At 71.4% G+C, this 26,987-nt stretch carries 22 protein-coding genes and 2 tRNA genes; 11 read left to right on the top strand and 13 right to left on the bottom strand.

Features of this window, described 5'->3' with window-relative positions:
• Window positions 1-5 precede the first annotated feature (5 nt).
• The 3 genes from glgX to treZ are packed head-to-tail and all read left to right on the top strand — an operon-like array spanning window position 6 to window position 6,603.
• Window positions 6-2,171, top strand: coding sequence for a glycogen debranching protein GlgX (gene glgX / locus ABEG17_RS01490; protein WP_406831486.1), 2,166 nt, complete (start codon window positions 6-8; stop codon window positions 2,169-2,171).
• Window positions 2,172-2,219: 48 nt separating this feature from the next.
• Complete coding sequence (treY, locus tag ABEG17_RS01485) at window positions 2,220-4,736, top strand: malto-oligosyltrehalose synthase (RefSeq protein ID WP_406831485.1); 2,517 nt, start codon at window positions 2,220-2,222, stop codon at window positions 4,734-4,736.
• Window positions 4,723-6,603 (top strand): malto-oligosyltrehalose trehalohydrolase, encoded by a 1,881-nt coding sequence (treZ, locus tag ABEG17_RS01480; protein ID WP_406831483.1) that lies wholly within the window; start codon window positions 4,723-4,725, stop codon window positions 6,601-6,603. Before treY ends, treZ begins: the two co-directional genes overlap by 14 nt.
• 81 nt (window positions 6,604-6,684) lie before the next feature.
• Here the strand turns inward: treZ and ABEG17_RS01475 are convergent, their stop codons facing one another.
• The 3 genes from ABEG17_RS01475 to ABEG17_RS01465 form a co-directional block, all read right to left on the bottom strand.
• Entirely contained in the window at window positions 6,685-7,152 is a 468-nt protein-coding gene (locus tag ABEG17_RS01475) for an N-acetyltransferase family protein (protein WP_406831482.1), read from the bottom strand.
• The gene (locus ABEG17_RS01470) at window positions 7,152-8,105 is read right to left on the bottom strand and encodes an acyl-CoA thioesterase (protein WP_406831481.1); all 954 of its coding nucleotides are present in this window, start codon (window positions 8,103-8,105) and stop codon (window positions 7,152-7,154) included. Before ABEG17_RS01470 ends, ABEG17_RS01475 begins: the two co-directional genes overlap by 1 nt.
• Before the next feature lie 64 nt (window positions 8,106-8,169).
• Window positions 8,170-9,621, bottom strand: coding sequence for a PLP-dependent aminotransferase family protein (locus ABEG17_RS01465; protein ID WP_406831480.1), 1,452 nt, complete (start codon window positions 9,619-9,621; stop codon window positions 8,170-8,172).
• A 61-nt stretch (window positions 9,622-9,682) separates the two neighbouring features.
• Here ABEG17_RS01465 and ABEG17_RS01460 point away from each other — a divergent pair, with 61 nt between their 5' ends.
• Window positions 9,683-10,369, top strand: coding sequence for a YczE/YyaS/YitT family protein (locus ABEG17_RS01460; RefSeq protein ID WP_406831479.1), 687 nt, complete (start codon window positions 9,683-9,685; stop codon window positions 10,367-10,369).
• Here the strand turns inward: ABEG17_RS01460 and ABEG17_RS01455 are convergent.
• Window positions 10,358-12,478, bottom strand: coding sequence for a RecQ family ATP-dependent DNA helicase (locus ABEG17_RS01455; RefSeq protein ID WP_406831478.1), 2,121 nt, complete (start codon window positions 12,476-12,478; stop codon window positions 10,358-10,360). The genes ABEG17_RS01460 and ABEG17_RS01455 overlap by 12 nt on opposite strands.
• A gap of 48 nt (window positions 12,479-12,526) precedes the next feature.
• Between ABEG17_RS01455 and ABEG17_RS01450 the strand changes: the two genes are divergently transcribed.
• On the top strand, window positions 12,527-13,009 hold the full coding sequence (locus ABEG17_RS01450) for an acyl-CoA thioesterase (protein WP_406831477.1): 483 nt from the start codon (window positions 12,527-12,529) through the stop codon (window positions 13,007-13,009).
• Complete coding sequence (locus ABEG17_RS01445; protein WP_406831476.1) at window positions 13,009-13,638, top strand: hypothetical protein; 630 nt, start codon at window positions 13,009-13,011, stop codon at window positions 13,636-13,638. Before ABEG17_RS01450 ends, ABEG17_RS01445 begins: the two co-directional genes overlap by 1 nt.
• A 50-nt stretch (window positions 13,639-13,688) precedes the next feature.
• Here ABEG17_RS01445 and ppk2 read toward each other — a convergent pair whose 3' ends face one another.
• The 7 genes from ppk2 to pepN all read right to left on the bottom strand — a co-directional run bounded on the left by ppk2 (window position 13,689) and on the right by pepN (window position 22,804).
• Window positions 13,689-14,681 (bottom strand): polyphosphate kinase 2, encoded by a 993-nt coding sequence (gene ppk2 / locus ABEG17_RS01440; RefSeq protein ID WP_406831475.1) that lies wholly within the window; start codon window positions 14,679-14,681, stop codon window positions 13,689-13,691.
• A gap of 97 nt (window positions 14,682-14,778) precedes the next feature.
• Complete coding sequence (locus ABEG17_RS01435) at window positions 14,779-16,221, bottom strand: MFS transporter (RefSeq protein ID WP_406831474.1); 1,443 nt, start codon at window positions 16,219-16,221, stop codon at window positions 14,779-14,781.
• The gene (locus ABEG17_RS01430) at window positions 16,218-17,012 is read right to left on the bottom strand and encodes a glycerophosphodiester phosphodiesterase (RefSeq protein WP_406831473.1); all 795 of its coding nucleotides are present in this window, start codon (window positions 17,010-17,012) and stop codon (window positions 16,218-16,220) included. The genes ABEG17_RS01435 and ABEG17_RS01430 overlap by 4 nt, the downstream gene beginning before the upstream one ends.
• Before the next feature lie 33 nt (window positions 17,013-17,045).
• Complete coding sequence (locus ABEG17_RS01425; RefSeq protein ID WP_406831472.1) at window positions 17,046-18,785, bottom strand: alpha-amylase family glycosyl hydrolase; 1,740 nt, start codon at window positions 18,783-18,785, stop codon at window positions 17,046-17,048.
• Between the two features lie 131 nt (window positions 18,786-18,916).
• The gene (locus ABEG17_RS01420; protein ID WP_406831470.1) at window positions 18,917-19,315 is read right to left on the bottom strand and encodes a globin; all 399 of its coding nucleotides are present in this window, start codon (window positions 19,313-19,315) and stop codon (window positions 18,917-18,919) included.
• Window positions 19,312-20,250, bottom strand: coding sequence for a mechanosensitive ion channel family protein (locus ABEG17_RS01415; RefSeq protein WP_406831469.1), 939 nt, complete (start codon window positions 20,248-20,250; stop codon window positions 19,312-19,314). The genes ABEG17_RS01420 and ABEG17_RS01415 overlap by 4 nt, the downstream gene beginning before the upstream one ends.
• Window positions 20,243-22,804, bottom strand: a complete 2,562-nt coding sequence (gene pepN, locus ABEG17_RS01410; RefSeq protein WP_406831468.1) for an aminopeptidase N — start codon at window positions 22,802-22,804, stop codon at window positions 20,243-20,245. The genes ABEG17_RS01415 and pepN overlap by 8 nt, the downstream gene beginning before the upstream one ends.
• 191 nt (window positions 22,805-22,995) lie before the next feature.
• Here pepN and ABEG17_RS01405 point away from each other — a divergent pair, with 191 nt between their 5' ends.
• The 3 genes from ABEG17_RS01405 to ABEG17_RS01395 all read left to right on the top strand — a co-directional run bounded on the left by ABEG17_RS01405 (window position 22,996) and on the right by ABEG17_RS01395 (window position 25,419).
• Window positions 22,996-23,622: a DsbA family protein gene (locus tag ABEG17_RS01405; RefSeq protein WP_406831467.1), complete on the top strand. Its 627-nt coding sequence runs from the start codon at window positions 22,996-22,998 to the stop codon at window positions 23,620-23,622.
• A gap of 101 nt (window positions 23,623-23,723) precedes the next feature.
• Window positions 23,724-24,191, top strand: coding sequence for a ribose-5-phosphate isomerase (locus ABEG17_RS01400; RefSeq protein WP_406833119.1), 468 nt, complete (start codon window positions 23,724-23,726; stop codon window positions 24,189-24,191).
• A 133-nt stretch (window positions 24,192-24,324) separates the two neighbouring features.
• Window positions 24,325-25,419: a PP2C family protein-serine/threonine phosphatase gene (locus tag ABEG17_RS01395; protein WP_406831466.1), complete on the top strand. Its 1,095-nt coding sequence runs from the start codon at window positions 24,325-24,327 to the stop codon at window positions 25,417-25,419.
• Window positions 25,420-25,422: 3 nt separating this feature from the next.
• Here ABEG17_RS01395 and ABEG17_RS01390 read toward each other — a convergent pair whose 3' ends face one another.
• Complete coding sequence (locus ABEG17_RS01390) at window positions 25,423-25,926, bottom strand: DUF4395 domain-containing protein (RefSeq protein WP_406831465.1); 504 nt, start codon at window positions 25,924-25,926, stop codon at window positions 25,423-25,425.
• 102 nt (window positions 25,927-26,028) lie between these two features.
• Between ABEG17_RS01390 and trmB the strand changes: the two genes are divergently transcribed.
• Entirely contained in the window at window positions 26,029-26,697 is a 669-nt protein-coding gene (trmB, locus tag ABEG17_RS01385; RefSeq protein WP_406831463.1) for a tRNA (guanosine(46)-N7)-methyltransferase TrmB, read from the top strand.
• Between the two features lie 41 nt (window positions 26,698-26,738).
• Here the strand turns inward: trmB and ABEG17_RS01380 are convergent.
• A tRNA-Pro gene (locus tag ABEG17_RS01380) sits at window positions 26,739-26,812 on the bottom strand.
• Between the two features lie 90 nt (window positions 26,813-26,902).
• On the opposite strand from ABEG17_RS01380, the gene ABEG17_RS01375 reads away from it, so the two are divergent.
• A tRNA-Gly gene (locus ABEG17_RS01375) sits at window positions 26,903-26,973 on the top strand.
• Window positions 26,974-26,987: the final 14 nt, after the last annotated feature.

The following is a 26,987-nucleotide window of genomic DNA, read 5'->3' as shown; positions in this document are numbered from 1 at the left end:
GATACATGGAGATCTGGCCCGGCAAGGCCTACCCGCTCGGCGCAACCTACGACGGGACCGGTGTCAACTTCGCACTCTTCTCCGAGGCCGCCGAGACCGTCGAGCTGTGCCTCGTCGACGACGCTGGCGTGGAGACGCGCTACCCCCTGCCGGAGGTCGACGGCTTCGTCTGGCACGGCTACCTGCCCGGCGTGCAGCCGGGGCAGCGGTACGGCTACCGCGTGCACGGCCCGTACGACCCGGCCGCAGGCCACCGGTGCAACCCCGCGAAGCTGCTGCTCGACCCGTACGCCAAGGCCATCGACGGCCAGCCCGACGGCGACGAGTCCCTGTTCTCCTACCGCTTCGACGACCCGAGCGACGAGCCGGACAAGGTCAACACCGACGACAGCCTCGGTCACACGATGTTGTCCGTGGTCATCAACCCGTTCTTCGACTGGGGCCAGGACCGCCTGCCGCGGCACGAGTACCACAACAGCGTCATCTACGAAGCGCACGTCAAGGGCCTGACCGAGACCCACCCCGACGTGCCGGAGGAGATCCGGGGCACCTACGCAGGCATCGCCCACCCCGTGATCATCGAGCACCTCAAGAACCTCGGGATCACGGCCATCGAGCTCATGCCGGTGCACCAGTTCGTCAACGACTTCACCCTGCGCGACAAGGGGCTGTCGAACTACTGGGGCTACAACACGATCGGGTTCCTGGCCCCCCACAACGGCTACGCGGCATACGGCACGCGCGGCGAGCAGGTGGCCGAGTTCAAGGGCATGGTCAAGGCGCTGCACGAAGCCGACATCGAGGTCATCCTCGACGTGGTCTACAACCACACGGCCGAGGGCAACCAGCTCGGCCCGACCATCTGCTTCCGCGGCATCGACAACGCGGCCTACTACCGCCTCGTCGACGAGGACAAGGGTCACTACTACGACACCACGGGCACGGGCAACAGCCTGCTCATGCGCCACCCGCACGTGCTCCAGCTCATCATGGACTCGCTGCGCTACTGGGTGACCGAGATGCACGTGGACGGCTTCCGGTTCGACCTCGCGGCCACGCTGGCTCGTCAGTTCCACGAGGTCGACAAGCTGTCCGCGTTCTTCGACCTCGTGCAGCAGGACCCGATCGTCAGCCAGGTCAAGCTCATCGCCGAGCCCTGGGACGTCGGCGACGGCGGCTACCAGGTCGGCAACTTCCCGCCCCTGTGGACCGAGTGGAACGGCAAGTACCGCGACACCGTGCGCGACTTCTGGCGCGGTGAGAGCGCCACGCTCGGCGAGTTCGCGTCGCGGCTCACCGGCTCCAGCGACCTCTACGGCCACAGTGGCCGCAAGCCGATCGCGTCGATCAACTTCGTCACCGCCCATGACGGCTTCACCCTGCGGGACCTGGTGTCCTACAACGAGAAGCACAACGACGCCAACGGCGAGGACGGCAACGACGGCGAGAGCCACAACCGCTCGTGGAACTGCGGCGTCGAGGGTCCCACCGAGGACCCCGAGGTCAACGCGCTCCGCCTGCGTCAGCAGCGCAACATGCTGGCGACCCTCCTGCTGTCCCAGGGCGTGCCGATGCTGCTGCACGGTGACGAGCTCGGGCGCAGCCAGGGCGGCAACAACAACGGCTACTGCCAGGACAACGAGATCTCTTGGATCGACTGGGAGCTCGACCAGGACGAGCTGGACCTGATCGCGTTCACGCAGCGGCTGGTCGAGATGCGTCGCGACCACCCGGTGTTCCGCCGCCGCCGCTTCTTCGCGGGTTCGGCCGACCACGGCGGCGAGAGCGCCGTGGGCGACATCGCGTGGTTCGAGCCCGGCGGCAGCCACATGGACGAGGAGTCCTGGGCCAACGGCTACGCGCGCTCGATGATGGTCTTCCTCAACGGCCAGACCATCCCCGAGCCCGACACCCGCGGCCAGCAGACGATCGACGACACGTTCCTGGTCATCTTCAACGGTCACCACGACGTTCTCCCGTTCGTCCTGCCCGGCAAGGAGTACGGCGAGCACTGGATCACCGAGCTGGACACGTCCGCCCAGGAGGTCGAGGCGACCGAGTACGAGCCCGGTGCCAAGGTGCAGGCCGAGGGCCGCAGCGTCGTGGTCCTGCGGTGCCCGCGGCCGCTTCCGTCCGGCTCTCCCGCGGGAGCGGCCATCGCCCGGCGATGAGCGTGACGTGGGCGTGTCGGGGACGCCGATGAGGACAGTGACCGTTCGATGACGATGCAGGAGACGGGTATGCAGCGCGGTACGCCACCGCACCGGCCGGCGCAGGGGCGGGTGGTGCCCACGGCGACCTACCGCCTGCAGGTCCACGGCGAGTTCACCTTCGACCAGGCGTCTGAGCAGGCAAGCTACCTCGACGCCCTCGGGGTCTCGCACGCCTACCTGTCGCCGGTGCTGCAGCCGGCACCGGGCTCGACCCACGGGTACGACGTGGTCGACCACGACCTCGTCAACGAGGAGGCCGGCGGCGGCACCGAGCTGTCCCGGCTGTCGCGGACGCTCTCGCTGTACGGCCTGGGCCTGGTCGTCGACGTGGTCCCCAACCACATGACCACGCCGACCCCGGCACACCTGAACCGCCAGTGGTGGTCGCTGCTCCGGGACGGTCGCGACTCGCCCTACGCGCACTGGTTCGACGTGGACTGGGCCGCCGAGGACGACCGGGTGCTCGTGCCCGTCCTCGGGGGACCGCTGTCTGAGGCGGTGTCGGCCGGGGAGCTGGCCCTCGCCACGGACGGGGGGCCCCGTGGCGACGAGACGGTGCTGCGCTACTTCGACCACGAGTTCCCGGTGCGGCCCGGCACCGACCACCTCCCGGTCGACGAGCTCGTCGAGGCGCAGTGGTACCTGCTGTGCGACTGGCGCGAGGGTGCCGAACGGCTCAACTACCGCCGCTTCTTCGACGTGACGACGCTCGCGGCCGTCCGCGTCGAGGACCCTGAGGTCTTCGAGGAGACCCACCGGCTGCTGCTGGAGCTCTACCGCTCCGGTCTGGTCGACGGCTTCCGGATCGACCACCCCGACGGCCTCGCCGACCCCGGTGGCTACCTCGCGCAGCTCGCCGACGCCACCGACGACGCCTGGGTCGTCGCCGAGAAGATCTTGGAAGGTCGCGAGGAGCTGCTGGACTCGTGGCGCTGCGCCGGCACCACGGGCTACGACACGCTCCTGCGCGTGGGTGGGGTCTTCGTCAACCCGGCCGGCAAGGGACCACTGACCGACCTGCTGACCCAGGTCGTCGGTCACCCCGAGGACCTCGACGCCATGGTCCTGGAGGCCAAGCGCCAGGTGGTGCAGGAGGTCCAGGCCGCCGAGGTGAACCGGCTGATGCGACTCGTCGAGCAGGTCCTGCCGTGGCACGACCAGGCATCGTTGAAGCGTGCCCTCGGCTCGCTCCTGGTCGCCATGGACCGCTACCGCGCCTACCTCGGCGGCCCGGTGCCGGACCCCGACCAGGCCGCGGTGCTCAACGCGTCCGAGTCGCGGGCCATGGCCCTGGTGAGTGACGCCGACCAGCTCAGCGTCAGCCTGGTCGCCCAGCTGGCCCGCGGCGGTCGCCTGCCCGAGGCCAACGTCGACACCGATGCCGCCCAGCAGGAGTTCGTCGTGCGGTTCCAGCAGACCTGCGGACCGGTGATGGCCAAGGGCATCGAGGACACCACCTTCTACCGCTACGCCCGACTCACCTCGCTCAACGAGGTCGGCGGTGACCCCCACCTGGTGGGTATCGCGCCGGAGGAGCTCCACGAGTTCGCCGAGCGGCAGCTCGCCACCTGGCCGACGACGATGACCACCTTGTCGACGCACGACACCAAGCGGTCCGAGGACGTCCGCGCCCGGCTCGCCGTGGTGTCCGAGCTGGCCGACGAGTGGAAGACGTGGGTCTCCATGGCCCGTCGCCTCTCCAGTGCCCACCGCGGCACGAAGCTCGACGCCGCCACGGAGTACTTCCTCCTGCAGACGGCCGTCGGCGCGTGGCCGATCAGCGAGGACCGGCTGCAGGCATACGCCACCAAGGCGATTCGTGAGGCCAAGCGCCGCACGACGTGGACCGACCCGGACAAGGCCTACGAGTCGGACGTGCAGCGCTACGTCTCCGGGCTGCTGACCGACCCGGCGCTGGTCGCCCACCTCCAGGGCTGGGTCAGGCGGACGGCGCCTGCGGCACGGGCCAACATCCTCGGACAGAAGCTCCTCCAGCTCGCCGTCCCGGGGGTCCCCGACGTCTACCAGGGCACCGAGCTGGTGGACCTGTCACTGGTCGACCCGGACAACCGCCGACCGGTGGACTACTCCGAACGGCGTGCCCGACTGAGCCGTCTCGACAAGGGCGAGAGGCCCGCAGACCTCGATGACGAGAAGCTGCTCGTCACGTCGCGCGCCCTGCGGCTGCGTCACCAGCACGCCGAGTGGTTCACCGGCACCCGAGCCGTCTATGCACCGCTCACCACGACGAGCGAGCACGCCCTGGCTGTCGGTCGCGGTGACGACAGCGGGCTGCAGGTCGTCGCCGTCGTCACCCGCCTGAGCGACTCCCTCACTGCCGCCGGCGGGTGGGGCGAGCACCATGTGTTCCTGCCCGAGGGGGAGTGGCACGACCTGTTCACCGGCCGCGCCGTGGTCTCCCACGAGGGACGGCCGGGGGTGCGGTTGGCGCGGCTGCTGGCCGACCTGCCCGTCGCCCTCCTCGTCCGACACGACACCTTGGGAAACGATGAAGACGCCTGAGCCCCAGACCCTTTCGACCCCCACCGTCACCGTGTGGGCCCCTGCTGCCGGGAGCGTCGAGGTCGAGTTCTCCCTCGATGGTGGCCCGAGCAGCACGCTGCCCATGGAGCGCCAGGACGCCGGGTGGTGGGCATGGCAGGCGCCGGCGCAGGCGGCGCCGGTCGGCCCGGAGACTCCGGTCGGCGACGGGGGCACGACGTCATACCCCGTCCTGGACTATGGCTTCCGCATCGACGGTGGTGACCTCACGCCCGACCCGCGCTCGGCGCACCAGCCCGAGGGCGTGCACGGCAGGAGTCGCTGGTTCGACACCTCGCGGCACCCGTGGCAGGACGCCACGTGGGCCGGTCCGCAGCACGGCGCGGGAGTCCTGGGGGCCGTCGTCTACGAGCTCCACGTGGGCACCTTCACCACCGAGGGCACGCTGGACTCGGCCCGGGCGCGCCTGCCGCACCTGGTCGAGCTCGGGGTGGACGTCGTCGAGCTCATGCCCCTTGCGGCCTGGCCCGGCCGCTGGAACTGGGGCTATGACGGCGTCGGTCCCTGGGCTGTCGATGAGGTCTACGGCGGGCCCGCGGCCCTCCAGCGCTTCGTCGACGAGTGCCACCGGCTCGGGTTGGGCGTGTGTCTCGACGTGGTCTACAACCACCTCGGACCCGTCGGGAACTACCTGTCGCGCTTCGGGCCCTACTTCTCCGACACGCACCCGACCCCGTGGGGCGCCGGGTTCAACCTCGACGGCCCCGACAGCGGCGCCGTGCGCCGGTGGATGATCGACAACGCGCTGCGGTGGTTCGACGACTTCCACGTCGACGCGCTGCGGCTGGACGCGGTCCACGAGCTGCGTGACGACTCGAGAACGCACGTGCTCGTCCAGCTCGCCGACGAGGTCGCCGCCCTCGGCCACCGGCTCGGACGTCCGCTGCACCTGGTTGCCGAGAGCGACCTCAACGACCCCGTCATGGTGACGCCGACGAGCGACGGCGGCCGAGGCATGGACGCGCAGTGGGACGACGACGTGCACCATGCCCTGCACGTGACGCTCACGGGAGAGACGCAGGGCTACTACGCGGACTTCGCCGGTCACACCCGCGCGTTGCCGGACGGTGGCCCCCTGGCAGTCCTCGCCAAGACGCTGACCCGCGGCTTCCTGCACGACGGCACCTGGTCGACCTTCCGCAACCGCGAGTGGGGAGCTCCCGTCCAGCGGGACAAGGTCGACGCACGCAGGTTCGTCGCCTACCTGCAGACCCATGACCAGGTGGGCAATCGCGCTGTGGGAGAACGTATCTCGGCGCTCGTCGACCCTTCGCAACAGGGCATCGGGGCCGCTCTCTACCTCACGTCGGCGTTCACTCCGATGATCTTCATGGGCGAGGAGTGGGCGGCTACGACGCCGTTCCAGTTCTTCACCGACTTCGAGGAGCCGGAGCTGGCCAAGGCAGTCACCGAGGGGCGGCGTCGCGAGTTCGAGTCGCATGGCTGGGCGGCGCACGACGTGCCGGACCCGCAGGCCGAGGCGACCTACCGGCGGTCCCAGCTGCGCTGGGACGAGGTCGGGGAGGGCGACCACCGACGGATGCTGGCGTGGTACCGCGACCTGATCGCGCTGCGCCGCCGCGAGCCCTCGTTGGACGACGGCCGGCTCGACCTCGTCGAGGCCGACTTCGACGAGCAGGCACGGTGGCTCGTGGTGCGACGCGGACCGCTGCGCATCGTCGCCAACTTCGCAGACGTCGCGGGCGCGGTCCCGCTCGACGCTGCGCCGGTCGAGGTCGTCCTCGCCTGGGACCCCGCCGCGACCAGCCTGGACGGGTCGCTCGTCCACCTGCCTGCGCGCACCGCGGTGGTCGTCCGCGTCGGCTGATCGCGCCGAGCGACCGAGGCCTCAGACGGGGCCTCAGACGGGGCCTCAGACCGGGCCTCAGACGGGGCCTCAGACCGGGCCTCAGACCGGGAGCTCGTAGGTGACCAGGTCGGTGCGCACGGCGAGCCGGTCGTAGGTCGAACGCGCCCGCGCGTTGCTCTCGCGCGTGATCCAGCGGACCTGGCTCCAGCCGCGGTCGCGGCTCTCCTCCTGGAGTGCGCCCAGGAGGGCGTCCACGGCACCCGTCCCTCGCGCGCTCGGGTCGACAAAGAGGTCGTCGAGGAAGCAGGCGGTCGCACCGGCGAGTGGCCGCGGGAAGGGCCGGAAATGGGCCAGGCCGACGGGATCCGCGCCGGGCGCCGGGCGCACGACCAGGCACTCGAGCTCGTGGGCGGGGTCGTTCAGCCATGACCAGATGACGGGGGAGACGCGTTCGGGGTCGGTGACGTCGTAGAAGTCGAGGTAGCCGCGGTGCAGCCGGGCCCAGGCCTCCTGGTCCTGCAGACGCAGGGGGTCCACGACCCAGCGTGAGGCGTCGCGCTCGGCCATCAGGACTTCTTCACCCGGACCATGCCCTCCTGGGCCACGGTCGCCACGAGGGCGCCGTCGGCGCCGAACATCCGGCCGATGCCGAGACCGCGTCCACCGGAGGCGGACGGGGACTCCTGGGCATAGAGGATCCAGTCGTCGACGGCGACCGGACGGTGGAACCACATGGCATGGTCCAGGCTCGCGGGGCGCAGCCGCCGGTCGTTCCACGCGAGCCCGTGGCGACGGATCACCGACTCGAGCAGCGTGTAGTCAGAGGCGTAGGCGAGCACCGCGGCGTGGACCAGCGGGTCGTCGGGGAGCTCCCCGATCGCCTTGAGCCATACGCTCTGGTGGGCCACGAGCTCGGGGCCGGGGGCGGCGAAGATGTCGCCCTCGAGGTGCCGGTGCTCGACGGGCCGGTTGACCAGGTGCCGCGCGGCGGGGTGGTCGACGGTGCCGAAGACGTCCTGCAGCGACGGGAGGGTGTCGGGTCCGGGCACCTGCGGCATCGGGTCCTGGTGGTCCAGCCCGTCGGCCTGCTCCTGGAAGGACGTGATCATCGACAGGATGGGCAGGCCGTCCTGGATGGCGTGCACCCGTCGTGTGGAGAACGAACGGCCGTCGCGCATCCTCTCGACCGCGAAGCGGATCGGCTTGGTGTCGTCGCCGGGTCGCATGAAGTACCCGTGCAGCGAGTGGATGTGGCGCGGGCCGTCACCGTCGTCGATGTCGGCCACCGTCCGGCCGGCCGCCATGACGCACTGGGCGAGCACCTGGCCGCCGAAGACGCGACCGTGCGGGGTGCGCTGGCTGCGGCCGAGGAAGACCGAGGCGCCGGACTCCCCGAGGTCGATCGACTCTGCGCCGTCGACGCCCTCGACGGTGATGCGTGCCGTCCCCAGCTCCTCGAGGTCGAGCGTGGCGAGCAGGTCGGCGAGGGGTTCGGTGGGCACGGTGCTGTCGTCGGTCACAGCGAAATCCTAGGGGGCCGAGATGTCGTGGGCTCCGGGGACTTCGGCGACCACCAGCCTGGGCTCACGCCACCAGGGGTGGGCGGCGCCGACCCGAGGGGCGGCTGGTGACCGCGTCCTGCCAGGCGAGGGCGATCCGCTGGACGGCGTCGGTGACCACCTCGGGGGAGTGGCCGGTGAACGGGATGCGCAGGAACCGCTCCATGCCGCCGTCCACCGCGAACTGCGACCCCGGCGCGAGGACGACCCCTCGTCGGTCCGCCGCCACGGTGAGGGGTGTCGACAACGCCTCCGGCAGCTCCGCCCAGAGGCACAACCCGCCCTGCGGAACGGTGAAGCGCCAGTCCGGCAGCTGGCTGGCCAGGTCGCCGACCAGCGCGTCCCGGGTCGTCACGACGGCCTCGCGGCGAGCCTCCAAGATGGTGTCACGGTGCCCGAGCAGGTCCAGCAGGACGAGCTGCTCCATGACGGGGCTGCCGAGGTCGAGGGTCAGTCGCGCGGTCACCAGGGACGGCATGAGGTCTCGCGGTGCGCGCAACCACCCCACCCGCAGGCCACCCCAGAACGTCTTGCTCGCCCCACCCACGGTGACGGTCCGGGCGTGGTGCGCGGCCAGGGGAGCAGGCATGACGAGGCCGGGGTCGTGGGCGAGCTCGACGAGCGTCTCGTCGACGATCGCGACGGTGCGGGTCTGACCGAGCGCGCGGCCGAGCCGGGCCCGCTGCTCCTGCGGCATGAGGGCGCCGGTCGGGTTGTGGAAGTCGGGCACGAGGTATGCCGCCCGCGGCGCCGTCTGGCGCAACGTCGCCTCCGCGGTGTCGAGGTCCCAGCCCTCGGCGCCGATCGGCAGGGCGACCGGCCGAGCACCGGAGCGGCTGAGCGTCTCGAGGGCGTTGGGGTACGTCGGGCTCTCCAGCATCACCCGGTCGCCGGGGGAGAGCAGGGCCCGTGCGGCGATGGCAACGCCGGCGAGCGCGCCGCTGGTCACCATGACCTGCTCGGCGTCGGTGGGCAGCCCCCGTGCGGTGAAGTCGGCGGCGAGGGCCTCGCGCAGCGCCAGCAGCCCGAGCGGGTGGTACCCGGTCCCGGCGAGGTAGCGGGGGAGCTGTTCGAGGGCGCGTTCGTAGGCGGCCACCGTGCCGGGAGGAGCACTCATGGACGCGCAGGTCAGGTCGATGACCGGGCCGTCGAGCTGGTCCGAGGTCGGTTGCAACGGCCCACCGGACCGGCGTCCGGCGGCCTCCCCCGGGAGCACCACGACGCTGCCGGAGCCCTGCCGTGACTCGAGGTACCCGCGGTCGCGCAGCTCGGCATACGCGCGGCTCACCGTCGTGCGGCTCACCCCCAGCGCGGTGGTGAGGTCACGCTCGCTGGGCAGCCGCGTACCGGCCGGGATCCGGCCGTCGGCCACGAGCAGCCGCAGGGCGTCGGCGAGGCCGCGATAGGCGGGACTGGAGTCCAGTGCGGCGCCGAGGAGGGGACGCAGCCGGGCAGCGGACAACGAACGAGGAGACATGCAGTCCACTTTGGCACCATTGGCTATCGGAGAACAGGCCACTGGCCACCACAATGGCGCAATGACGCGTACCACCCTCACCCCGATGAGCCCGCTGCAGCAGCTGCGTGCGGGGCACACGACCCGACGCCTCGTCCAGCTGTTCGCCGGGCTGGCGCTCTACGGGGCGTCCATGGGCATGCTCATCCGGGCCGGTCTCGGGCTCGACCCCTGGGACGTCTTCCACTACGGCATCGCCCAGCACCTCCCCGTGAGCTTCGGCACCGTGACCATCATCGTCGGTGTGGCGGTGCTGCTGCTGTGGATCCCGCTGCGCCAGGTGCCCGGGCTCGGGACGGTCGCCAACGTCGTCGTCATCGGCCTGACCACGGATGCGACGCTGGCGCTGCTCGAGCGTCCGTCGGCCATGGTGCTGCGCGTGCTCCTGCTCGTCGGTGGCATCGTGTTCAACGGGCTCGCCGGCGCGCTCTACATCGGCAGCCAGTTCGGCCCGGGTCCGCGCGACGGGTTGATGACCGGACTCGTGCGCCGGACCGGGCGCAGTTTCCGGTTGGTGCGCACGTCGATCGAGGTGACCGTGCTCGTCGTCGGGTTCGCGCTCGGAGGCGTCGTGGGCATCGGCACCGTGCTCTACGCCGTGCTCATCGGTCCCACGGTGCAGCTCTTCCTGCCGTTGTTCACCGTGCCGCTCGAGGCCCCGGCCGACCGACGTGCCGTGCCGGTCGGCGCCGCTGAGTCAGGCCTCTAGCGCCAGGACGAAGGGCAGGACTCCCGGCGCCCCCGCCCGGCGCAGCTCCTGCGCGGCCACCGTGAGGGTCCAGCGCGACGACGCCAGGTCGTCGACGAGCAGCACCGGGCCCGACAGCCGGCCCAGCGCCTCGCGCTGGGACGCGGAGGCCGCCAGGCGTCCCCAGACGCCGGCCAGCCGGAAGGCGCTGTTGCCGCCGGACTCGCCGAGTGGGCCACCCTCGACGAGGTCCATCGGCCCGAGCCACTCCAGCCGACCCATCTCGGCCAGGCCCTGGGCGACCGACTCGACGAGCTGCGGTCGCCGACGTGACGGGATCGAGGCCACCGCGACCGGGCGGTCGGTCCAGCCCCAGTCGCGCAGGATCGGCACACAGGCTCGCAGCAGCTCGGCGGGGGCGGGCCCGTCCTCCGCGCGCAGGAGGGTGCGCAGCTGCTGGCCCCACCCCAGGTCGGTGAGGCGGGCGACGGCGCGGCCCGGCGCCATACCCTCGTCCGGACCGATCTTGCCCTTGAGCGGCACGCCGAGGCGGTCCATGCCCGACGGCCACTGCGCCCGCGGCTCGAGCTCGACGCCCGCCCGCTCGAGGCGTCCGCGAGCGGTCGTCACCGCCGTGTCGGGGATCTCGGTGGGGAACCACACGCCGGCGCAGGAGTCGCACCGCCCGCAGGGCACGGCGGTGTCGTCGTCGAGCGACTCCTGCAGGAACGCCATCCGGCACTCCCCGGTCTGCTCGTAGGACACCATGAGGTCCTGCTCCCTGACCCGGGCTGCGCTGACGCGTTCGTAACGCTCTGCGTCGTAGGTCCACGGGACACCGGTCGACATCCAGCCGCCGGGCACGCGCTGCACCGCCCCGTCGACGTCGAGCACCTTGAGCAGCAGCTCGAGGCGGGTGCGGCGGACGTCGACGGCAGTCTCCAGCGCTGCCGTCGACAGCGCCTTCGCAGACCCGGCCAGGGTCGTCAGCACGGCGTCGGCCTGCTCCTGGCGCGGCATCGAGGCCGAGGCGAAGTAGGCCCAGATGTCCTTGTCCTCCGGCCCGGGGAGCAGCAGCACGTCGGCGCGCTCGGTGGCACGGCCGGCGCGACCGACCTGCTGGTAGTAGGCCACCGGCGAGGACGGGGCGCCCAGGTGGAGCACGAAACCCAGGTCCGGCTTGTCGAACCCCATGCCCAGCGCACTCGTGGCCACGAGGGCCTTGACCTGGTTGTCGCGCAGCATCGCCTCCAGGCGCTCGCGGTCGGCCGGGTCGGTGCGGCCGGTGTAGGCGCGGACCTCGTGACCTGCCTCGCGCAGCGCGACGGCGATGTCCTCGGCAGCCGAGACGGTCAGGGCGTAGACGATGCCGCTGCCGGGCAGGGTGTGCAGGTGGGCCAGGAGCCAGGCGAGACGCTGCTCGGGCGAGGTGAGCCGCATGACGCCGAGCCGCAACGACTCCCGGGCCAGGCCGCCGCGCAGGGTCATGACGTCGTGGCCGCCGGCGCCGAGCTGCTCGACGACGTCGGTGACCACGCGGGCGTTGGCGGTCGCCGTCGTCGCGAGCACCGGGGTGTCTGCGGGCAGCGTCGTGAGCAGGTCGCGGATGCGGCGGTAGTCGGGGCGGAAGTCGTGGCCCCAGTCCGAGACGCAGTGCGCCTCGTCGACCACGAGCAGGCCGCAGCGGCGCGCGAGGTCGGGCAGCTGCTCGTCGCGGAACCGAGGGTTGTTCAGCCGCTCGGGACTGACGAGCAGCACGTCGACCTCGTCGGCCGCCAGCGCGGCCGAGACCCGACCCCACTCCTCGGCGTTGGCGGAGTTCATCGTCACGGCCCGGATGCCGGCGCGCTGGGCGGCCGCGATCTGGTCGCGCATCAGGGCCAGCAGCGGGGAGACGATGACCGTGGGTCCGGCGCCCTGCTCGCGGCGCAGGGCCGTCGAGACGAAGTAGACCGCCGACTTGCCCCATCCGGTGCGTTGCACGACGAGGACCCGGCGCCGGTCGCCCACGAGCGCCTGCACCGCCTCGTACTGGCCGTCCCGGAAGTCGACGTCGTCGCGGCCGACGAGCCTGCGCAGCACCCCCGTGGCGAGGGTGTGCAGGTCGGTGGCGGCAGTAGTCGTCTCCATGGTGACCACCGTATGCCGCCGGCCCGACACCCCTGACAGGATGTCCCCATGTCAGAGGAAGCGGTCGACCAGGTGCCGGATGCGCTCCCTGAGCGCTACTGCGTGAACGTGCCGCTGCGGTGGAGCGACATGGACGCCTACGGCCACGTCAACAACGTGCAGTTCCTGCGGTTGCTCGAGGACGCCCGGGTCATCGGGTTCGAGGACTGGTTCGGGCAGGACCGCTCGGTGCTCGCCGAGGGGATCCTCGTGGCCCGCCACGAGATCGAGTACCTCGCCCCGCTGCTGTTCCGGGTGCCCCCGATCGTCGTGCAGATGTGGGCGACCAAGATCGGCGGGGCCGGGTTCGACCTCGCCTACGAGGTGCGCGACGGCCTGTCCCCCGAGGACACCGTCTACGCCCGCGCCGAGACCACGCTGGTCCTCTACGACTTCGCGACGTCCACCCCGCGCCGCATGGCTCCGGACCTTCGGGCGATGCTCGAGGAGCACGCGGGTGAGCCCGTGCCGTTCCGCTGGCGGCGGCGCTGATGGACCTGCGGTTCCCCGATGCCCCGGGGCTGGACGACCTGCGCACCTATGTCGCCCGCGCCAAGGCTGCCGACGACGACGGCGCGATCAGGCTGCAGGCCGCCGGCGCCACCCTCGCCGCCTACGTCGGGATCCTCCCCGGGAGCGGCCTCATGGGCGAGGGTGCCGTGATCGGGCTGCGGGTCATGCCGCTCGCCGAGCCGGCCGACGTCGACACGACGGTGTCGCTCGCGTCGGTCACCGACCGCCTGGCCCGGGAGGGCAGCGGTAGCACGACCCTGCCGCTGCCCCCGACCACGGTCAGCGTCGGCTGGGCAGCGATGGCACCACCACGATCGGGCTGGGAGCGTGTGGGAGCCGTCAGTGCGGAGGACGTGTATACCGTGGCGCGCGAGGGGATCGCGGAGGTCGCCTCAGGTGCCCCGGCCGACGCCGGCAGCCAGGCGGTGACGGCCCTGCGACGGCACGTCTGGGGCCGGCTCACGACCACCACCCCGCCGGTCCCCGCGGGAGGCGCGTTCGCGGCACACGTCCTCGGCTTCGCCGCCCCGGGCTCGGAGGTGACGGTCTGGACCTGTGGCAGGTGGACGCGGCTGTCGACCCCTGCCGGGCACGTGCTGATCCGCTGACGGCATCTCGGGGCCGGGCACGTCAGAGCTGTTCCTGGTGGGGTGCCCCACTACCTGCGCGCGCTCGGGAAGAGCATGCGCACCCGGCCGCCGGCCTGGTCGGCCGCCCCGGTCACGACCGAGGCCCGGCAGACGAGCAGCGGGTCCGGGCGGCCCACCACGGTCTCGTCCTTGCTGGGGTAGGACAGTCCCGACAGCAGGACCCGCATCGCCTCGAGCCTGGCCCGCTTCTTGTCGTTGCTGTTGATGACCGTCCATGGCGCGTCGGGGGTGTCGGTGTAGTGGAACATCGCCTCCTTGGCCTCGGTGTAGGCATCCCACTTGTCCAGGCTCGCGAGGTCGGTGGGGGAGAGCTTCCACTGCCGGACGGGGTCGGTCTTGCGGGCCTCGAAGCGACGGGCCTGCTCGTCCTGGCTCACCGAGAACCACAGCTTGACCAGGTGGATCCCGGAGTCCACGAGCATCCGCTCGAACTCGGGGCACTGCCGCATGAAGGACAGGTACTGCGCCGGGCTGCAGTAGCCCATGACGCGCTCGACCCCGGCCCGGTTGTACCAGGAGCGGTCCATGAGGACGACCTCGCCGCCGCTGGGCAGGTGCTGGATGTACCGCTGGAAGTACCACTGGGTCGTCTCGACCTCGGTCGGCTTCTCCAGGGCGACGATGCGCGCGCCGCGAGGGTTGAGGTGCTCGGCGAAGCGCTTGATGGCCCCGCCCTTGCCGGCCGCGTCACGGCCCTCGAACAGCACGAGCACCCGGGCCCCGGAGTCCTTGACGCCCAGCTGGAGCTTGACGAGCTCGACCTGCAGGGCGCGCTTGGTCCGTTCGTACTCGCGGGATCGCAGCTTGGTGTCGTAGGGGTAGCCGGTGTGCCAGGAGGCGACGGTGTCCGTGGTCGCCTGGTCAGGGGTGCGTCCGGTCGAGGAGTCCTCGCGCTGGTTGTCGCGCAGCTCCTGGAGCTCGTCGACCTCCTGGACGTAGTCCTCGACCACCGACCGCCGTGGGGTCGAACCGCCGGGTCGGTCGGGGTGCGATGCTGCCATCGAGTCCTCCTCGTCGTGCGGCGCGCGGTCGCGCGACGCACCCACCGTGACCCGCGGGTGCCCGCGGCGGCAGGGCCGTTCGTCCCGTCGGCCCCGATCAGGTGCGGATCCGGCGCCCGGCGACGACGACGAGGGCGGACACGACGCACAGGCCGAGCCACATGGTGACGAAGACCGGCGCGTCGCGTCCGGCGACGGTGTGCAGGGCCGCGAACACCGCACCAGCGGCCGCGATGCCCAGCACCGAGCCCAGCGAGTCGGCGAGCTGCAGCGACGAGGACGTCGAGCCGTGGTCTGCCGCGGGGGTCAGCGTCAGGGACAGCACGGACAGGCTCGCCGTGCCCAACCCCATACCGGTGCCGCAGGTGACCAGGCCGAGGGCGATGAGGTAGGGGTTCCACCCGAAGTGGGTGATCGCGACGATGGCCGCCAGCCCGGTGGTGAGCAGCAGGCCGCCCACGGAGACGAGGGGCTCGCGGCGCCCCGCCCAACGGTCACGACCCTGGATCCACGAGCCGGTCGACCAACCGAGCGACCCGACGGCGAGGATCGTCCCGGCCGCGCCGAGGGACAGGCCGCGCTCGTTGACGAGCATGAGCGGGATGTAGGTGATGGTGCCGAAGAACGAGCAGGTCAGCAGGAAGCGCGCCACCATGACGGACGGCAGCCCGCGCCGCATCAGCCAGGTGCCTCGTGGGAGCAGCAGGGGTGCGGTCAGCGCGAGCCCGGCGACCCCGAGGAGGGCGGTGACCGTCTGGACCGACCAGGCGAACTCGAGCTCGTGCGTCCCCCACTGCAGCGCTCCGGCGGACGCCGCGATGAGCAGCCCGAACCACGCCGCCCGTGCGTGCTGACGGTGGTCGCGGCTGGAGGCCTCGACGTCCTGGTCGGCCGCGGCGATCTGGCCGTGTCGGGCCACCACGGCGAGGAGGGCGACCACGACCGGAACCACCACCAGCCAGAAGACCCACCGCCACGACCACGTCGTCGTGACCCAGGCGGCGATCGGCGGCCCGAGCAGCGATGGGAGCACCCACGCGGCCGAGATCACGCTGAAGACCTTGGGACGCAACGACTCCGGGTAGGCGCGGCCGATGACGACGTACCCCGCCACGATGATCAGCCCTGCCCCCAGGCCCGCCACCCCGCGTCCGACGAGGAACAGCCCGAAGGCGTTGGACGAGCCGCACACCGCGCAGCCGACGCCGAAGAGGGCTTGGCCTGCGTACAGCGACGGAAGCGGCCCGACCCGGTCGCACCAGACGCCCGCCAGGACGATGCCGAGCAGCTGGGTGGTCAGCATCACCGAGAAGGCCAGGCCGTAGGACCGCACGGCGTCGAGCTCACGCGCCGCGTCAGGCATGGCCGTCGACACCGCCATGCCCTCGAACGCGATGACGGTGATGAGCGCGACCAGCGCCAGCGACAGCAACGCGTGTGTCGGCGCGAAGACGCCGTCGCGCGGCCGGGTCACGCCCGCGGCCGGGCCGCCCTCCTGCTCCACCTGCTCGGGCGCAGGGCTGGGGGTGGGCGAGCTCACCGGCCCAACGGTACGCCGCGCCGGGCCAGGACCGCCGCGAGAACGTCGGTGCGGTCGGTGACGATCCCGTCGACGCCGAGGTCGAACAGCCGGTCCATCTCCGTGGCGTCGTCGATCGTCCAGACGTGCAGGTGCTTGCCCATCCGGTGCACGCGCTCGACCAGCGCCTCCGTGACCAGGTCGAACCGGCGGCCGCCGACCACGTGCCCGGTCGGCACCTGCAGGACGGGTGCGGGGGAGCGCAGCAAGTCCGCGACGAGCCACGGCGCGAACCGCAGCACACCCACCTCCGTCGGTCCTGCGGCCGTCGCCACCGACGGGCCGAGCAGGGCGCGGACGGCGCGGATCCGGCTGCGCGAGAACGACCCGATGCAGACCCGGTCGAACGCGTCGTGGGCGCGCAGCACCGCCGCCAGCGGCTCGATCGCCCGCTCTGCCTTGACGTCGATGTTCAGGCGGACGTCGGGGAGCTCCTCGAGCAGGTCGGCGAGGAGGGGGATGGGCTCGGTGCCGCCCACGCGGGCGGCGCGCACCGCGGCATACGGCAGCTGCGCGATGGCGCCCCGGGCATCGGTGACGCGGTCGAGGACGTGGTCGTGGAAGGCGAGCACCTGGCCGTCGCTCGTGGCGTGGACGTCGGTCTCGAGGTAGCGGTAGCCGAGGTCCACGGCGTGACGGAAGGCGGCCAGGGTGTTCTCGAGGTGCAGGTTGGCCTCGACCTTGGCCCCGCCCCGGTGGGCCAGCCCGATCGGGGTGGGCGCGTCGAAGTAGGCGAAGTCGGCGGCGCGCACGGCATCAGTCTGCCGTGCGCGCCGCCGCTCGGTTCAGCAGGTGGCCCAGACCGTCGTGTCGGTCGGCACGGCACCGTCGTCGGTGAGCGGACCGGAGGCGACCAGGACGGTCGCGCCCTCGGGCAGCTGCACCGGCTCGGCGCCGAGGTTGGCGAGAACCAGCGTCTCGCCGGCGTCCTGGCCGGTGTTGACGAGCGCTACGACGTCGTCACCGAAGCCGTCGAGGGCCTGCAGGCCCCCGGTGCCGAGCCGGCGCTCACGGCGGACGCGGAGCAGGGTGCGGTAGAGCTCCAGCGTCGAGCCGTCCACCCCGTCCTGCTGGTCCACGGCGTACTCGCCGTACACCTCCGGCTGGGGCAGCCAGGTCTGGTCGGAGGGCCCGAAGCCGAACGCGGGGGCGTCCTTCTCCCACGGGATGGGCACGCGGCAGCCGTCGCGACCGATCTCCTCGCCCTTGGTGCGGATGAACGTCGGGTCCTGGCGGTACTCGCCGGGCATGTCGGTGGAGTCCGGCAGGCCGAGCTCCTCTCCCTGGTAGAGGTAGGCGCTGCCGGGCATGGCCAGCATCAGCGCCGTGGCGGCTCGGGCGCGCTGCAGGCCGAGCGCGCGGTCGGGCTGCGGGTCGGTGGCGCTGATGCCGTTGGGCTGGCGCTCGCCGACGGGCAGACCCAGGCGCGAGGCGTGGCGGACCGTGTCGTGGTTGGACAGCACCCAGGTGCTCGGGGCGCCGACCGCGCCGACCGCGGACAGCGAGGAGTCGATGACCTCACGCAGGTCACGAGCGGTCCACTGCGCCTTGAGGAAGTCGAAGTTGAACGTCTGGTGCATCTCGTCGGGACGGACGTAGCGGACCGCCCGCTCCTGCGGGCGCACCCACGCCTCGGCGCACAGGATGCGGTCCGGCGTGCCGTACTCCTCGAGGACCTTGCGCCAGCGTCGGTAGATCTCGTGGACGCCGTCCTGGTCCCACATCGGGGGCTTGGGGGAGCCGGGCTTCACCTCGCCCTCGAGCAGGTGCAGCTCGGCGTCGTAGTCAGGGAGTCCCTGCTCCTTGATGAGGCCGTGGGCCACGTCCACCCGGAAGCCGTCGATGCCGCGGTCGAGCCAGTAGCGCAGGACGGACTCGAACTCGTCGCCCACCTCGGGGTTGTCCCAGTCGAAGTCGGGCTGCTTGGTGTCGAACAGGTGCAGGTACCACTGGCCGGGGGTCCCGTCGGCCTCGGTGACCCGGGTCCAGCCCGCGCCGCCGAACACCGAGTGCCAGTCGTTCGGGGGCAGCTCGCCGTGCTCGCCCTTGCCGTCCCGGAAGATGTACCGGGCCCGCTCGGGGCTGCCGGGTGCGGCGGCCAGCGCCTCCTGGAACCACACGTGCTCGTCGCTGCTGTGGTTGGGGACGAGGTCGACGATGATCTTCAGGCCGAGCTCGTGGGCCTTCGCGACCAGCTCGTCCGCGTCGGCGAGGGTGCCGAACAACGGGTCGATGTCGCGGTAGTCGGCGACGTCGTAGCCGGCGTCGGCCTGGGGCGATGTGTAGAAGGGGCTGAACCAGATCGCGTCGACGCCGAGGGCCTTGAGGTAGGGCAGTCGTGCGGTGACGCCGGGCAGGTCGCCGATGCCGTCGCCGTCGGCGTCCGCCCAGGAGCGCGGGTAGATCTGGTAGATCACCGCGTGGCGCCACCAGGCGGCGTCGGCCGAGTCGGCCGGGTGGAGGAGGTGGGTGGGGTGCGTCGCGACGGAGATCGCGTCGGACGTCGTGGAGAGGGTGTCAGTCACGGGAAACCATGGTGAGGCATCAGCGGCCGTGGGCGAAACCGGGTTCCCCGTGTCTTGCCTCGTGGGCGTCGCCCGCCGCAGACGGCCCCGCGGACGCCCGCGGCGCAGAGGCTCCACGACGGGGGTGGTGCTCAGACCTCGTCGAGGCTGTTGACGAGGCTGTGGGCGGCCCGCTCGAGGTAGTCGCGCAGCAGCAGGTCGTCGGCCGGCGGCAGGTCCAGGGTGTCGACCGCCGTCATCATGTGCAGCAGCCACCGGTCGCGCTGGGCCGGCGTCACCTTGAACGGGTGGTGCCGCATCCGCAGCCGGGGGTGCCCCCGCTGCTCGGAGTAGGTCGTCGGACCTCCCCAGTACTGCTCGAGGAACATCCGGAGCCGTTCCTCCGCCGGACCGAGGTCCTGCTCGGGGTAGAGCGCGCGGAGGGCTGGGTCGTCCGCGACCCCGAGGTAGAACTCGTGGACGAGCTTGCGGAAGGTCTCGTGTCCACCGACCTGGTCGTAGAAGCTGCCGGACTGCCCGGTGGTGCTCACGGGGTGCCGCCGGTCGCGCCGAACGCCGTCATGACCGGTGCCTTGATGCCGTGCTCGTCGAACGCGGTCTTGACCCTCTCGCGGATCTCGCGGGAGACGCCGTACTGCTGCTCCGGCGCGGTCTTGGCGATGACCCGGATGGTGACGACGTTCCCGGTGATCGACTCGACCCCGACGACGTTGGGCTCCTCGAGGAGGCGGTCCTGGAACGCGGGGTCCTGGTCCATCTGCGAGACGACCGTGCGGATGACCGCGACGGCTCGCTCGATGTTCTCCGCGTACGAGACGGGGAGGTCGACGATGGCGGTCGACCAGCCCTGGCTCTTGTTGCCGATCCGGACGATCTCGCCGTTGCGGATGTACCAGACGACCCCGCTGCCGTCGCGGAGCCGGGTGACGCGCAACGAGACCTCCTCGACGGTGCCGATGGCCTCACCGGTGTCGACGACGTCACCGACGCCGTACTGGTCCTCGAGGATCATGAAGATCCCCGAGAGGAAGTCCTTGACCAGGCTCTGGGCGCCGAAACCCAGCGCGACACCGCCGACACCGGCGGTCGCGAGCAGGGGGGCGAGGTCGAACCCGAGGGTCGACAAGACCGTCAGGATCGTGACCAGGGCGACGACGAAGGTGACGCTGCTGCGCAGCAACGAGCCCATCGTCAACGTGCGCTGGCGGTGCCGCTCCCGGTCGATGCCGGCGGCCGCCGCCAGGGCGTTGCCCGCCCGGCCGACGCGACCGGGTTCCTGCGACCGGCGGGCGTCCGACTTGGCCAGCGTGACCCGGACGACCCGGCCGATCGACCGCAGCAGCAGCCACCGCAGGATGATCGCCCCCAGGACGATGATGACGATCTGCAGCGGCGCCCCGACGAACCAGTCCCAGGCGCTCTCGGGCGTCAGCTTGGCCAGGGTGTGCAGGAACGACTCAGGCATCGGCGTCCCGGGACTGGGCCCGCAGGGCGCGGACGACGCCGTCGCGGTTCTCGGCCACGAGGCGCACCAGCCCTGCAGGGGCGTCGGGGTGGGCGTCCAGCCAGCCCTGCGTCGCAGCCAAGAGGTGCTCGTCGGCCAGGACGTTGGGGTAGTACGTCACGAGGATCGACTCGGCGATCGCGTGCGTCCGCGACTCCCAGATGTCGAGCAGCGCATCGTGGTACTTCTCGACGTACGGACGCAGCAGCTCGGTGTCCAGGGCCTGGGTGAAGCCCAGGCCGGTCGCCTCGACGACGGAGTTGGGCAGCGAGGTGTCCTCGACACCGGCCTGCCAGGCCGCGGCCTTGGCCTGCTCGGTCGGCATGGCCGCACGGGCCCGAGCCGCGCGCTCGCGACCCGTGGCCGTGTTGTCGCGCTGCTGCTCGGCATCGATCTCGGCCTCGGTGGCCGCACCGCCGGCGGCCATGGCGCTCAGGAGCGACCAGCGCATCTCGGTGTCGACGGCCAGGCCCTCGAGCGACTGGGTGCCCTCGAGCAGGCCCCGCAGCCAGGTGGCGTCGTCGCCGCCGCCCTGCAGGGCGGCATACGTGGTCAGCAGCTGGAGCTGGGCGTCGCTGCCGGGCTCGGCAGCCTCGGTGAGGGTGCGCAGGCCGGCCGTCACCGTGCTGAGGGTGGCCTCGCGGTGGCCGGGCGCGACGTACAGACGCGCCGCGCTCTGCAGCTGGCCGAGCACCGTGCGCAGCATCGTCGAGTTGGTCTCGCCGGGCAGCGACGCGAGCACGAGGTCGATGAAGTCGCGGGCCGACATCTCGGCGTCGCGGGTCATGTCCCAGGCGGCGCCGAGGACCAGGGCGCGCGGCAGGCTGTCCTGGAACCCGCGCGGGTGCGCCAGGGCCGTCGCGAGCGAGCGCGGGTCAAGGCGGATCTTGGCGTAGGCGAGGTCCTCGTCGTTGACGAGCAACAGGTCCGGCGCGGCGCGCCCGACGAGCTCCGGCACGGCCGTGGACGCACCGTCGACGTCGATCTCGAAGCTGTCGGTGCGCACCAGGACGGGTCCCTCGGACTGCTCCTGCACCGAGTAGAGACCGACCGCGAGGCGGTGCGGCCGCAGGGTGGGGTAGCCCTCGGCACCGGTCTGCTCGATCGTGGCCGAGGAGATCAGGCCCCGGTCGTCGACCTCGACGAGGGGGCGAAGGGTGTTGACCCCGGCGGTCTCGAGCCACAGCTTCGACCAGGTGCCGAGGTCGCGGCCCGAGGTGGCCTCGAGCTCGCCGAGCAGGTCCTGCAGGGTGGTATTGCCCCAGGCGTTCTTGGCGAAGTAGGCGCGCAGGCCCGCGACGAACGGCTCACGACCGACATAGGCCACGAGCTGCTTGAGCACCGAGGCGCCCTTGGCGTAGGTGATGCCGTCGAAGTTGACCTCGACGTCCTCCAGGTCGCGGATCGGGGCGACGATCGGGTGCGTGGAGGACAGCTGGTCCTGGCGGTAGGCCCAGGCCTTCTCGCTGATGCCGAAGGTCGTCCAGGCGGACTCCCAGTCGGTGGCCTCGGCCTGGCAGGTGGTCGACGCCCACTCGGCGAACGACTCGTTGAGCCACAGGTCGTTCCACCACTTCATGGTGACCAGGTCGCCGAACCACATGTGCGCCAGCTCGTGCAGCAGGGTCAGGGCTCGGCGCTCGATGATCGCCTCGGTCACCTTGGCGCGGAAGACGTAGGTCTCGTTGACCGTGACGGCCCCGGCGTTCTCCATTGCGCCCATGTTGTACTCGGGCGTGAAGAGCGTGTCGTACTTCTCGAACGGGTACTCGCAGTCGAACTCGTTCTCGAAGAACGTGAACCCGCGCTTGGTGCAGTCGAAGATGTTGTCGGCGTCGAGGTGCTCGAGCATCGACTTGCGGCAGAAGATGCCCAGCGGCACGACACCCTTGCGCGTCTGCACCTCGTCGCGCACGACGGCGTACGGGCCGGCGACGAGGGCCGTGATGTAGCAGGACATCCGCGCGGTGGCAGGGAACTCCCAGCGGGAGACGTCGTCGCGGACGGCGGTCGGCTCCGGGGTGGGGGAGTTGGACACGACCTCCCAGTGGGACGGGGCGGTGACGGTGAAGGCGTAGGTGGCCTTGAGGTCGGGCTGCTCGAACACCGTGAACATCCGGCGGCAGTCGGCGACCTCGAACTGGGAGTAGAGGTAGACCTCGTCGTCGACCGGGTCGACGAAGCGGTGCAGGCCCTCGCCGGTGTTCATGTAGGCGGCGGTCGCGTCCACGGTGAGGGTGTTGTGCTCGGCGAGCGACGGCAGGGTGATGCGGACACCGTCGAAGTGCGTCGCCGGGTCGAGCGACTCCCCGTTGAGGGTGATCGCCTGCACCGAGGGGGCGATGAGGTCCACGAAGGTGGACTCCCCGACCCGGGCGCTGGTGAACGTCACGGTGGTGGTCGTCCGGAACGTCTCCGTCGACGTGGTCAGGTCGAGAGCGACGTCGTAGTGGTCGACCGCGACGACGGCCGCGCGGGCGATGGCCTCGTCACGGGTCAGGTTCTTGCCGGGCACTGAATCTCCTGCAGGGGGTTGGTCCACGTTTCGGCGCCCATACTCGCACGCGTGGGGGTGTGTTCTCACAACGCTGGGTGCTGCACAGCGCCCGCCTGCGGTGCCTCGCCCTGCTTGCCGTGGCGTCAAGGGGGCGGCCGCCGACGGGCCTCGGGTGCAGCCTCGTGTGGGGCAGTGGCAGGATTGGCCGTGTGACTGCCACCGACGACACCCAGACCCGTTCCGCCGCCGAGTTCTGGTTCGACCCGCTCTGTCCCTGGGCGTGGATGACCTCGCGCTGGATGATGGAGGTCGAGAAGGTCCGCCCCGTCGACGTCACCTGGTCGGTGATGAGCCTGGCCGTCCTCAACGAGGGCCGTGACCTCCCCGAGGAGTACCGCACCATGATGGACCGCGCGTGGGGCCCGGTCCGCGTCATCCTGGCGGCGGCGGCCGAGCACGGCGACAAGGTCGTCAAGCCCCTGTACGACGCCATGGGCACCCGGATCCACCTCGGTGGCGAGAAGGACTTCGCCAAGGTCATCGTGCCCGCGCTCGAGGAGGTCGGCCTCCCGGTCGAGCTCGCCGAGTTCGCCGACACCGACGAGCACGACGACCGGCTCAGGGCCAGCCACCAGCGCGGCATCGACCTCGTGGGCGACGACGTGGGCACGCCGGTGATCGCGGTCAACGGCGTCGCGTTCTTCGGACCGGTCGTCAGCCCGGCGCCCAAGGGCGAGGCCGCCGCGAAGCTGTGGGACGGTTGCGTCCTCGTGGCCGGGACCCCCGGCTTCTTCGAGCTGAAGCGCAGCCGCACCGTCGGCCCCATCTTCGACTGACGACGACAGGGCGAGGATCGCAGCGAGCGCCAGCGAGCGAGGACCGGAGCGCCGAGGAGTCAGGCGCAAAGGCACAGTCTGAGTAGATGAGGTTGAAGAACATGCGCGTCCACATCGGCGGCGACCACGCCGCATACGACCTGCTCGGCGAGCTGGTCGCCTTCCTCGAGGCGGAGGGGCACGAGGTGACCAACCACGGTCCGCACGCGTACGACGCCGAGGACGACTACCCCGTCTTCGTGCTGCGGGCGGCGGAGGGCGTCGCTGCCGACCGTGACTCCCTCGGCGTGGTGCTCGGGGGCTCGGGCAACGGCGAGCAGATGGCTGCCAACAAGGTCCGGGGCATCCGTGCAGCGCTCTGCTACAACGAGGAGATGGCCACCCTGGCGCGGGAGCACAACAACGCCCAGGTCATCTCCATCGGCGGCCGGATGAACACCGTCGAGCAGGCGAAGGCCATGGTGCGGACCTTCCTGGCCACCCCGTTCTCGGGTGCCGAGCGGCATGAGCGCCGCATCGACATGGTCGCCGCGTACGAGCAGGACGGCACCGTTCCCGCCCTGCCGTGATCTGTGGATTGCTCGGCTCAGGCATCAACGGCCCACTAGGCTGCCCGGGCAGGCGCTGGAGACGGGGCCGGCCCGCACAACTGACTTCTGCGGGTGCCTGGCACCCCCCGACGGCCCGAAGGAACTCGTACTGGTGGACGATGGCAGGACGGTCCTTGCGCGTCGGTCCCTGATGACGCGGTTCCAGCGGGCCCGCACCCGCTTCGGTCGGGTGGGGACCGGCGGCACCGTCGTCGCCCTGGTCGCCGGTGACGCGCTGCTGACCTGGTCGATGTTCCGGTGGCCCGCCACCGTGCCGTTCTCCGCCTACATCCTGGTCGCCGTGCTCGCCGGCCTGTTCCTGGGGCCACGTCTGCTGGCCGCCGTCGATGCGCTGATCCTGTTCACCGCCGCCCTGGTCCTGGTCGACCGGAACGCCACCTCCCAGCTGTATGCCGCGTACACCGTGCTCGTCGCGGTGATGATCATCATGTTCTGGGTGGCCGCCTCGAGGGCTCGGCTGGGTGTGCAGGGCAACCTGGGTGAGTCGATGCTCGTCGACCTGCGGGACCGGTTGCGCACCCAGGGTGAGCTGCCCGAGATGCCCACCGGGTGGGGTGCCGAGCTGTCCGTGCTGTCGGCCTACGGCGACTCCTTCTCCGGTGACTTCCTCGTGGCGAGCAAGACCGGCCCGATCCTCGAGCTCGCGCTCGTCGACGTGTCGGGCAAGGGCATCGCCGCCGGCACGCGATCACTGCTGCTCTCGGGTGCGTTCGGCGGGCTGCTCGGTTCGTTGCCGTACGACCAGTTCCTCGCGGCGGCCAACTCCTACCTGCTGCGCCAGCACTGGGACGAGGGCTTCGCCAGCGCCGCCCACGCCTGGATCAACCTCGACACCGGTGAGTACAGCCTGGCGTCGGCCGGCCACCCTCCGGCGGTCCGCTTCTCCGCGGGATCGGGTCGCTGGAAGGTGCTCGAGGGTGACGAGGGCCCGGTGCTCGGGGTCACCGACACCGTGGGGTTCCCGCGCATCGCCGGGACGCTGCACCGCGGGGATGCCCTGCTGCTCTACACCGATGGCGTCATCGAGGTCCGCAACCGCGACCTGCGCGATGGCATCGACCGGATGCTTGGCACCGCGGAGCAGATGATCGGCCGCGGGTTCGAGGGCATGGCCGCCAAGGTGTGCACGGCCGCGCGCGCGGGCGAGACCGACGACCGGGCAGCCGTCCTCGTCTGGCGCCGCTGAGGATCAGGCCGGGGTCGCGGCCCGCCGGGACGACGCGCGCTTGCTGATGTCGGCGCACTCGACGCAGATCGACTCAGGGATGACCCCGAGGCGCATGAGCCAGCCGAAGCCGATGCACCCCACGCAGACGCCGCCGAGCGACTCCAGGGCCGGGAACACGACCATGACGACGCCGATCACCACGACCGGGAGGACGAAACCGGTCAGCCACAGCACGGTCGCGAGGACCGTGAGGGCGGCGCCTATGCCGGCGGCGAAGCGCTTGGGCGGGCCGGCGGTCCAGCGCGGTGGCGTGGCCAGGCGCGGACGGACCCAGCGCCGGACGAGCTGGGCGAACGGGCTCGCTGACGGACCCCAACCGGTGCGCAGCACGAAGTCGACGGCGAGGACCGCGTAGAGCCACCACTGCTGCGTGGCGAGGGCGACCACGGCCACGACGAGGACGATGCCGGCGATCAGTCGGACCGCGACCTCGTCGACGATGTTGGGGAACCTGGAGATGCGCATGTATCGATTATGGATCACATAAGCAAGAGTTATCACCACGGTCCCGCCCCTCGGGCACGTTTCCTGTCCCTGCCACCCAGACCTCTGCCTAGGCTGCTGTCCATGGAGCCCATGCGTGACACCGGCCGGGTCCGGTCCTACGGCGCCCGCCGCGGTCGGCTGTCGGCGCTCACCCTCGACCGGCTCGAGCGCCTCGTCCCGCGCCACGAGATGCCGGACGGGGTCCTCGACCCGGCCACGGCCTTCGGTCGCTCGGCGCCCGTCGTCCTCGAGATCGGCTGCGGCCACGGCGGGGCCGCCCTGGCGTACGCCGCTGCGCACCCCGACCACGACCTCCTCGCCGTCGACGTGTTCACCCCCGCCCTGGCCCGGATGCTCGCCGAGGCCGAGCGCCGGGGCCTGGACAACCTCTGGATGCACCGCGGCGATGCGGTCCAGCTGCTCGAGGAGCGGATCCCGCCGGGGTCCCTCGCTGCCGTGCACCTGTTCTTCCCCGACCCATGGCCCAAGGCCAAGCACGCCAAGCGGCGCTTCATCGCGCCGTACAACCTCGACCTGCTCGCCTCCCGCCTCGTCGCCGGCGGTCACCTGCTCGTGGCCACCGACCACCCCGTGCATGCCGCGCACGTCCGCGCCGTGCTCGGCTCCGACCAGCGCTTCGAGGTGACCGAGGGGGAGCGGCCGTCGTGGCGGCCGACCGACGGGTTCGAGGCCAAGGGGCACGAGGCCGGGCGGTCGACCACCGAGTTCAGCGCGGTTCTCGTCCGTTGAGCGAGGACCGGCATCGACGTCGTCGATCCGGTCCCGTGCTGTCGGGGTAGCCGGATTCGAACCGGCGGCCTTCCGCTCCCAAAGCGGACGCGCTACCAAGCTGCGCCATACCCCGTGGACGGCGAGCCGATTTCGGCTCACGCGATCGCGGGCTTAGGCTAACGCCTCGGATCTGCAGCGCTCGCGAGGGGCTGCACACGTCCACGCGGGTGTAGCTCAATGGTAGAGCCCTAGTCTTCCAAACTAGCTACGCGAGTTCGATTCTCGTCACCCGCTCAGCGCAAGGGCCC

This window comes from Pedococcus sp. KACC 23699 (assembly GCF_045348425.1).
Taxonomy (GTDB): Bacteria; Actinomycetota; Actinomycetes; order Actinomycetales; family Dermatophilaceae; genus Pedococcus.
Note: the sequence above shows the minus strand (reverse complement) of the source record. Positions and strands in the feature narration are given on the sequence as shown.

Coding starts and splice junctions, on each gene's coding strand:
- ABEG17_RS01455 (WP_406831478.1), bottom strand. CDS start 12,478: ATGGAGACGACTACTGCCGCCACCGACCTGCACACCCTCGCCACGGGG.
- ABEG17_RS01415 (WP_406831469.1), bottom strand. CDS start 20,250: ATGCCTGAGTCGTTCCTGCACACCCTGGCCAAGCTGACGCCCGAGAGC.
- ABEG17_RS01460 (WP_406831479.1), top strand. CDS start 9,683: ATGACGCGTACCACCCTCACCCCGATGAGCCCGCTGCAGCAGCTGCGT.
- ABEG17_RS01400 (WP_406833119.1), top strand. CDS start 23,724: ATGCGCGTCCACATCGGCGGCGACCACGCCGCATACGACCTGCTCGGC.
- ABEG17_RS01475 (WP_406831482.1), bottom strand. CDS start 7,152: ATGGCCGAGCGCGACGCCTCACGCTGGGTCGTGGACCCCCTGCGTCTG.
- treZ (WP_406831483.1), top strand. CDS start 4,723: ATGAAGACGCCTGAGCCCCAGACCCTTTCGACCCCCACCGTCACCGTG.
- treY (WP_406831485.1), top strand. CDS start 2,220: ATGACGATGCAGGAGACGGGTATGCAGCGCGGTACGCCACCGCACCGG.
- ppk2 (WP_406831475.1), bottom strand. CDS start 14,681: ATGGCAGCATCGCACCCCGACCGACCCGGCGGTTCGACCCCACGGCGG.
- glgX (WP_406831486.1), top strand. CDS start 6: ATGGAGATCTGGCCCGGCAAGGCCTACCCGCTCGGCGCAACCTACGAC.
- ABEG17_RS01445 (WP_406831476.1), top strand. CDS start 13,009: ATGGACCTGCGGTTCCCCGATGCCCCGGGGCTGGACGACCTGCGCACC.
- ABEG17_RS01465 (WP_406831480.1), bottom strand. CDS start 9,621: ATGTCTCCTCGTTCGTTGTCCGCTGCCCGGCTGCGTCCCCTCCTCGGC.
- ABEG17_RS01450 (WP_406831477.1), top strand. CDS start 12,527: ATGTCAGAGGAAGCGGTCGACCAGGTGCCGGATGCGCTCCCTGAGCGC.
- trmB (WP_406831463.1), top strand. CDS start 26,029: ATGGAGCCCATGCGTGACACCGGCCGGGTCCGGTCCTACGGCGCCCGC.
- ABEG17_RS01390 (WP_406831465.1), bottom strand. CDS start 25,926: ATGCGCATCTCCAGGTTCCCCAACATCGTCGACGAGGTCGCGGTCCGA.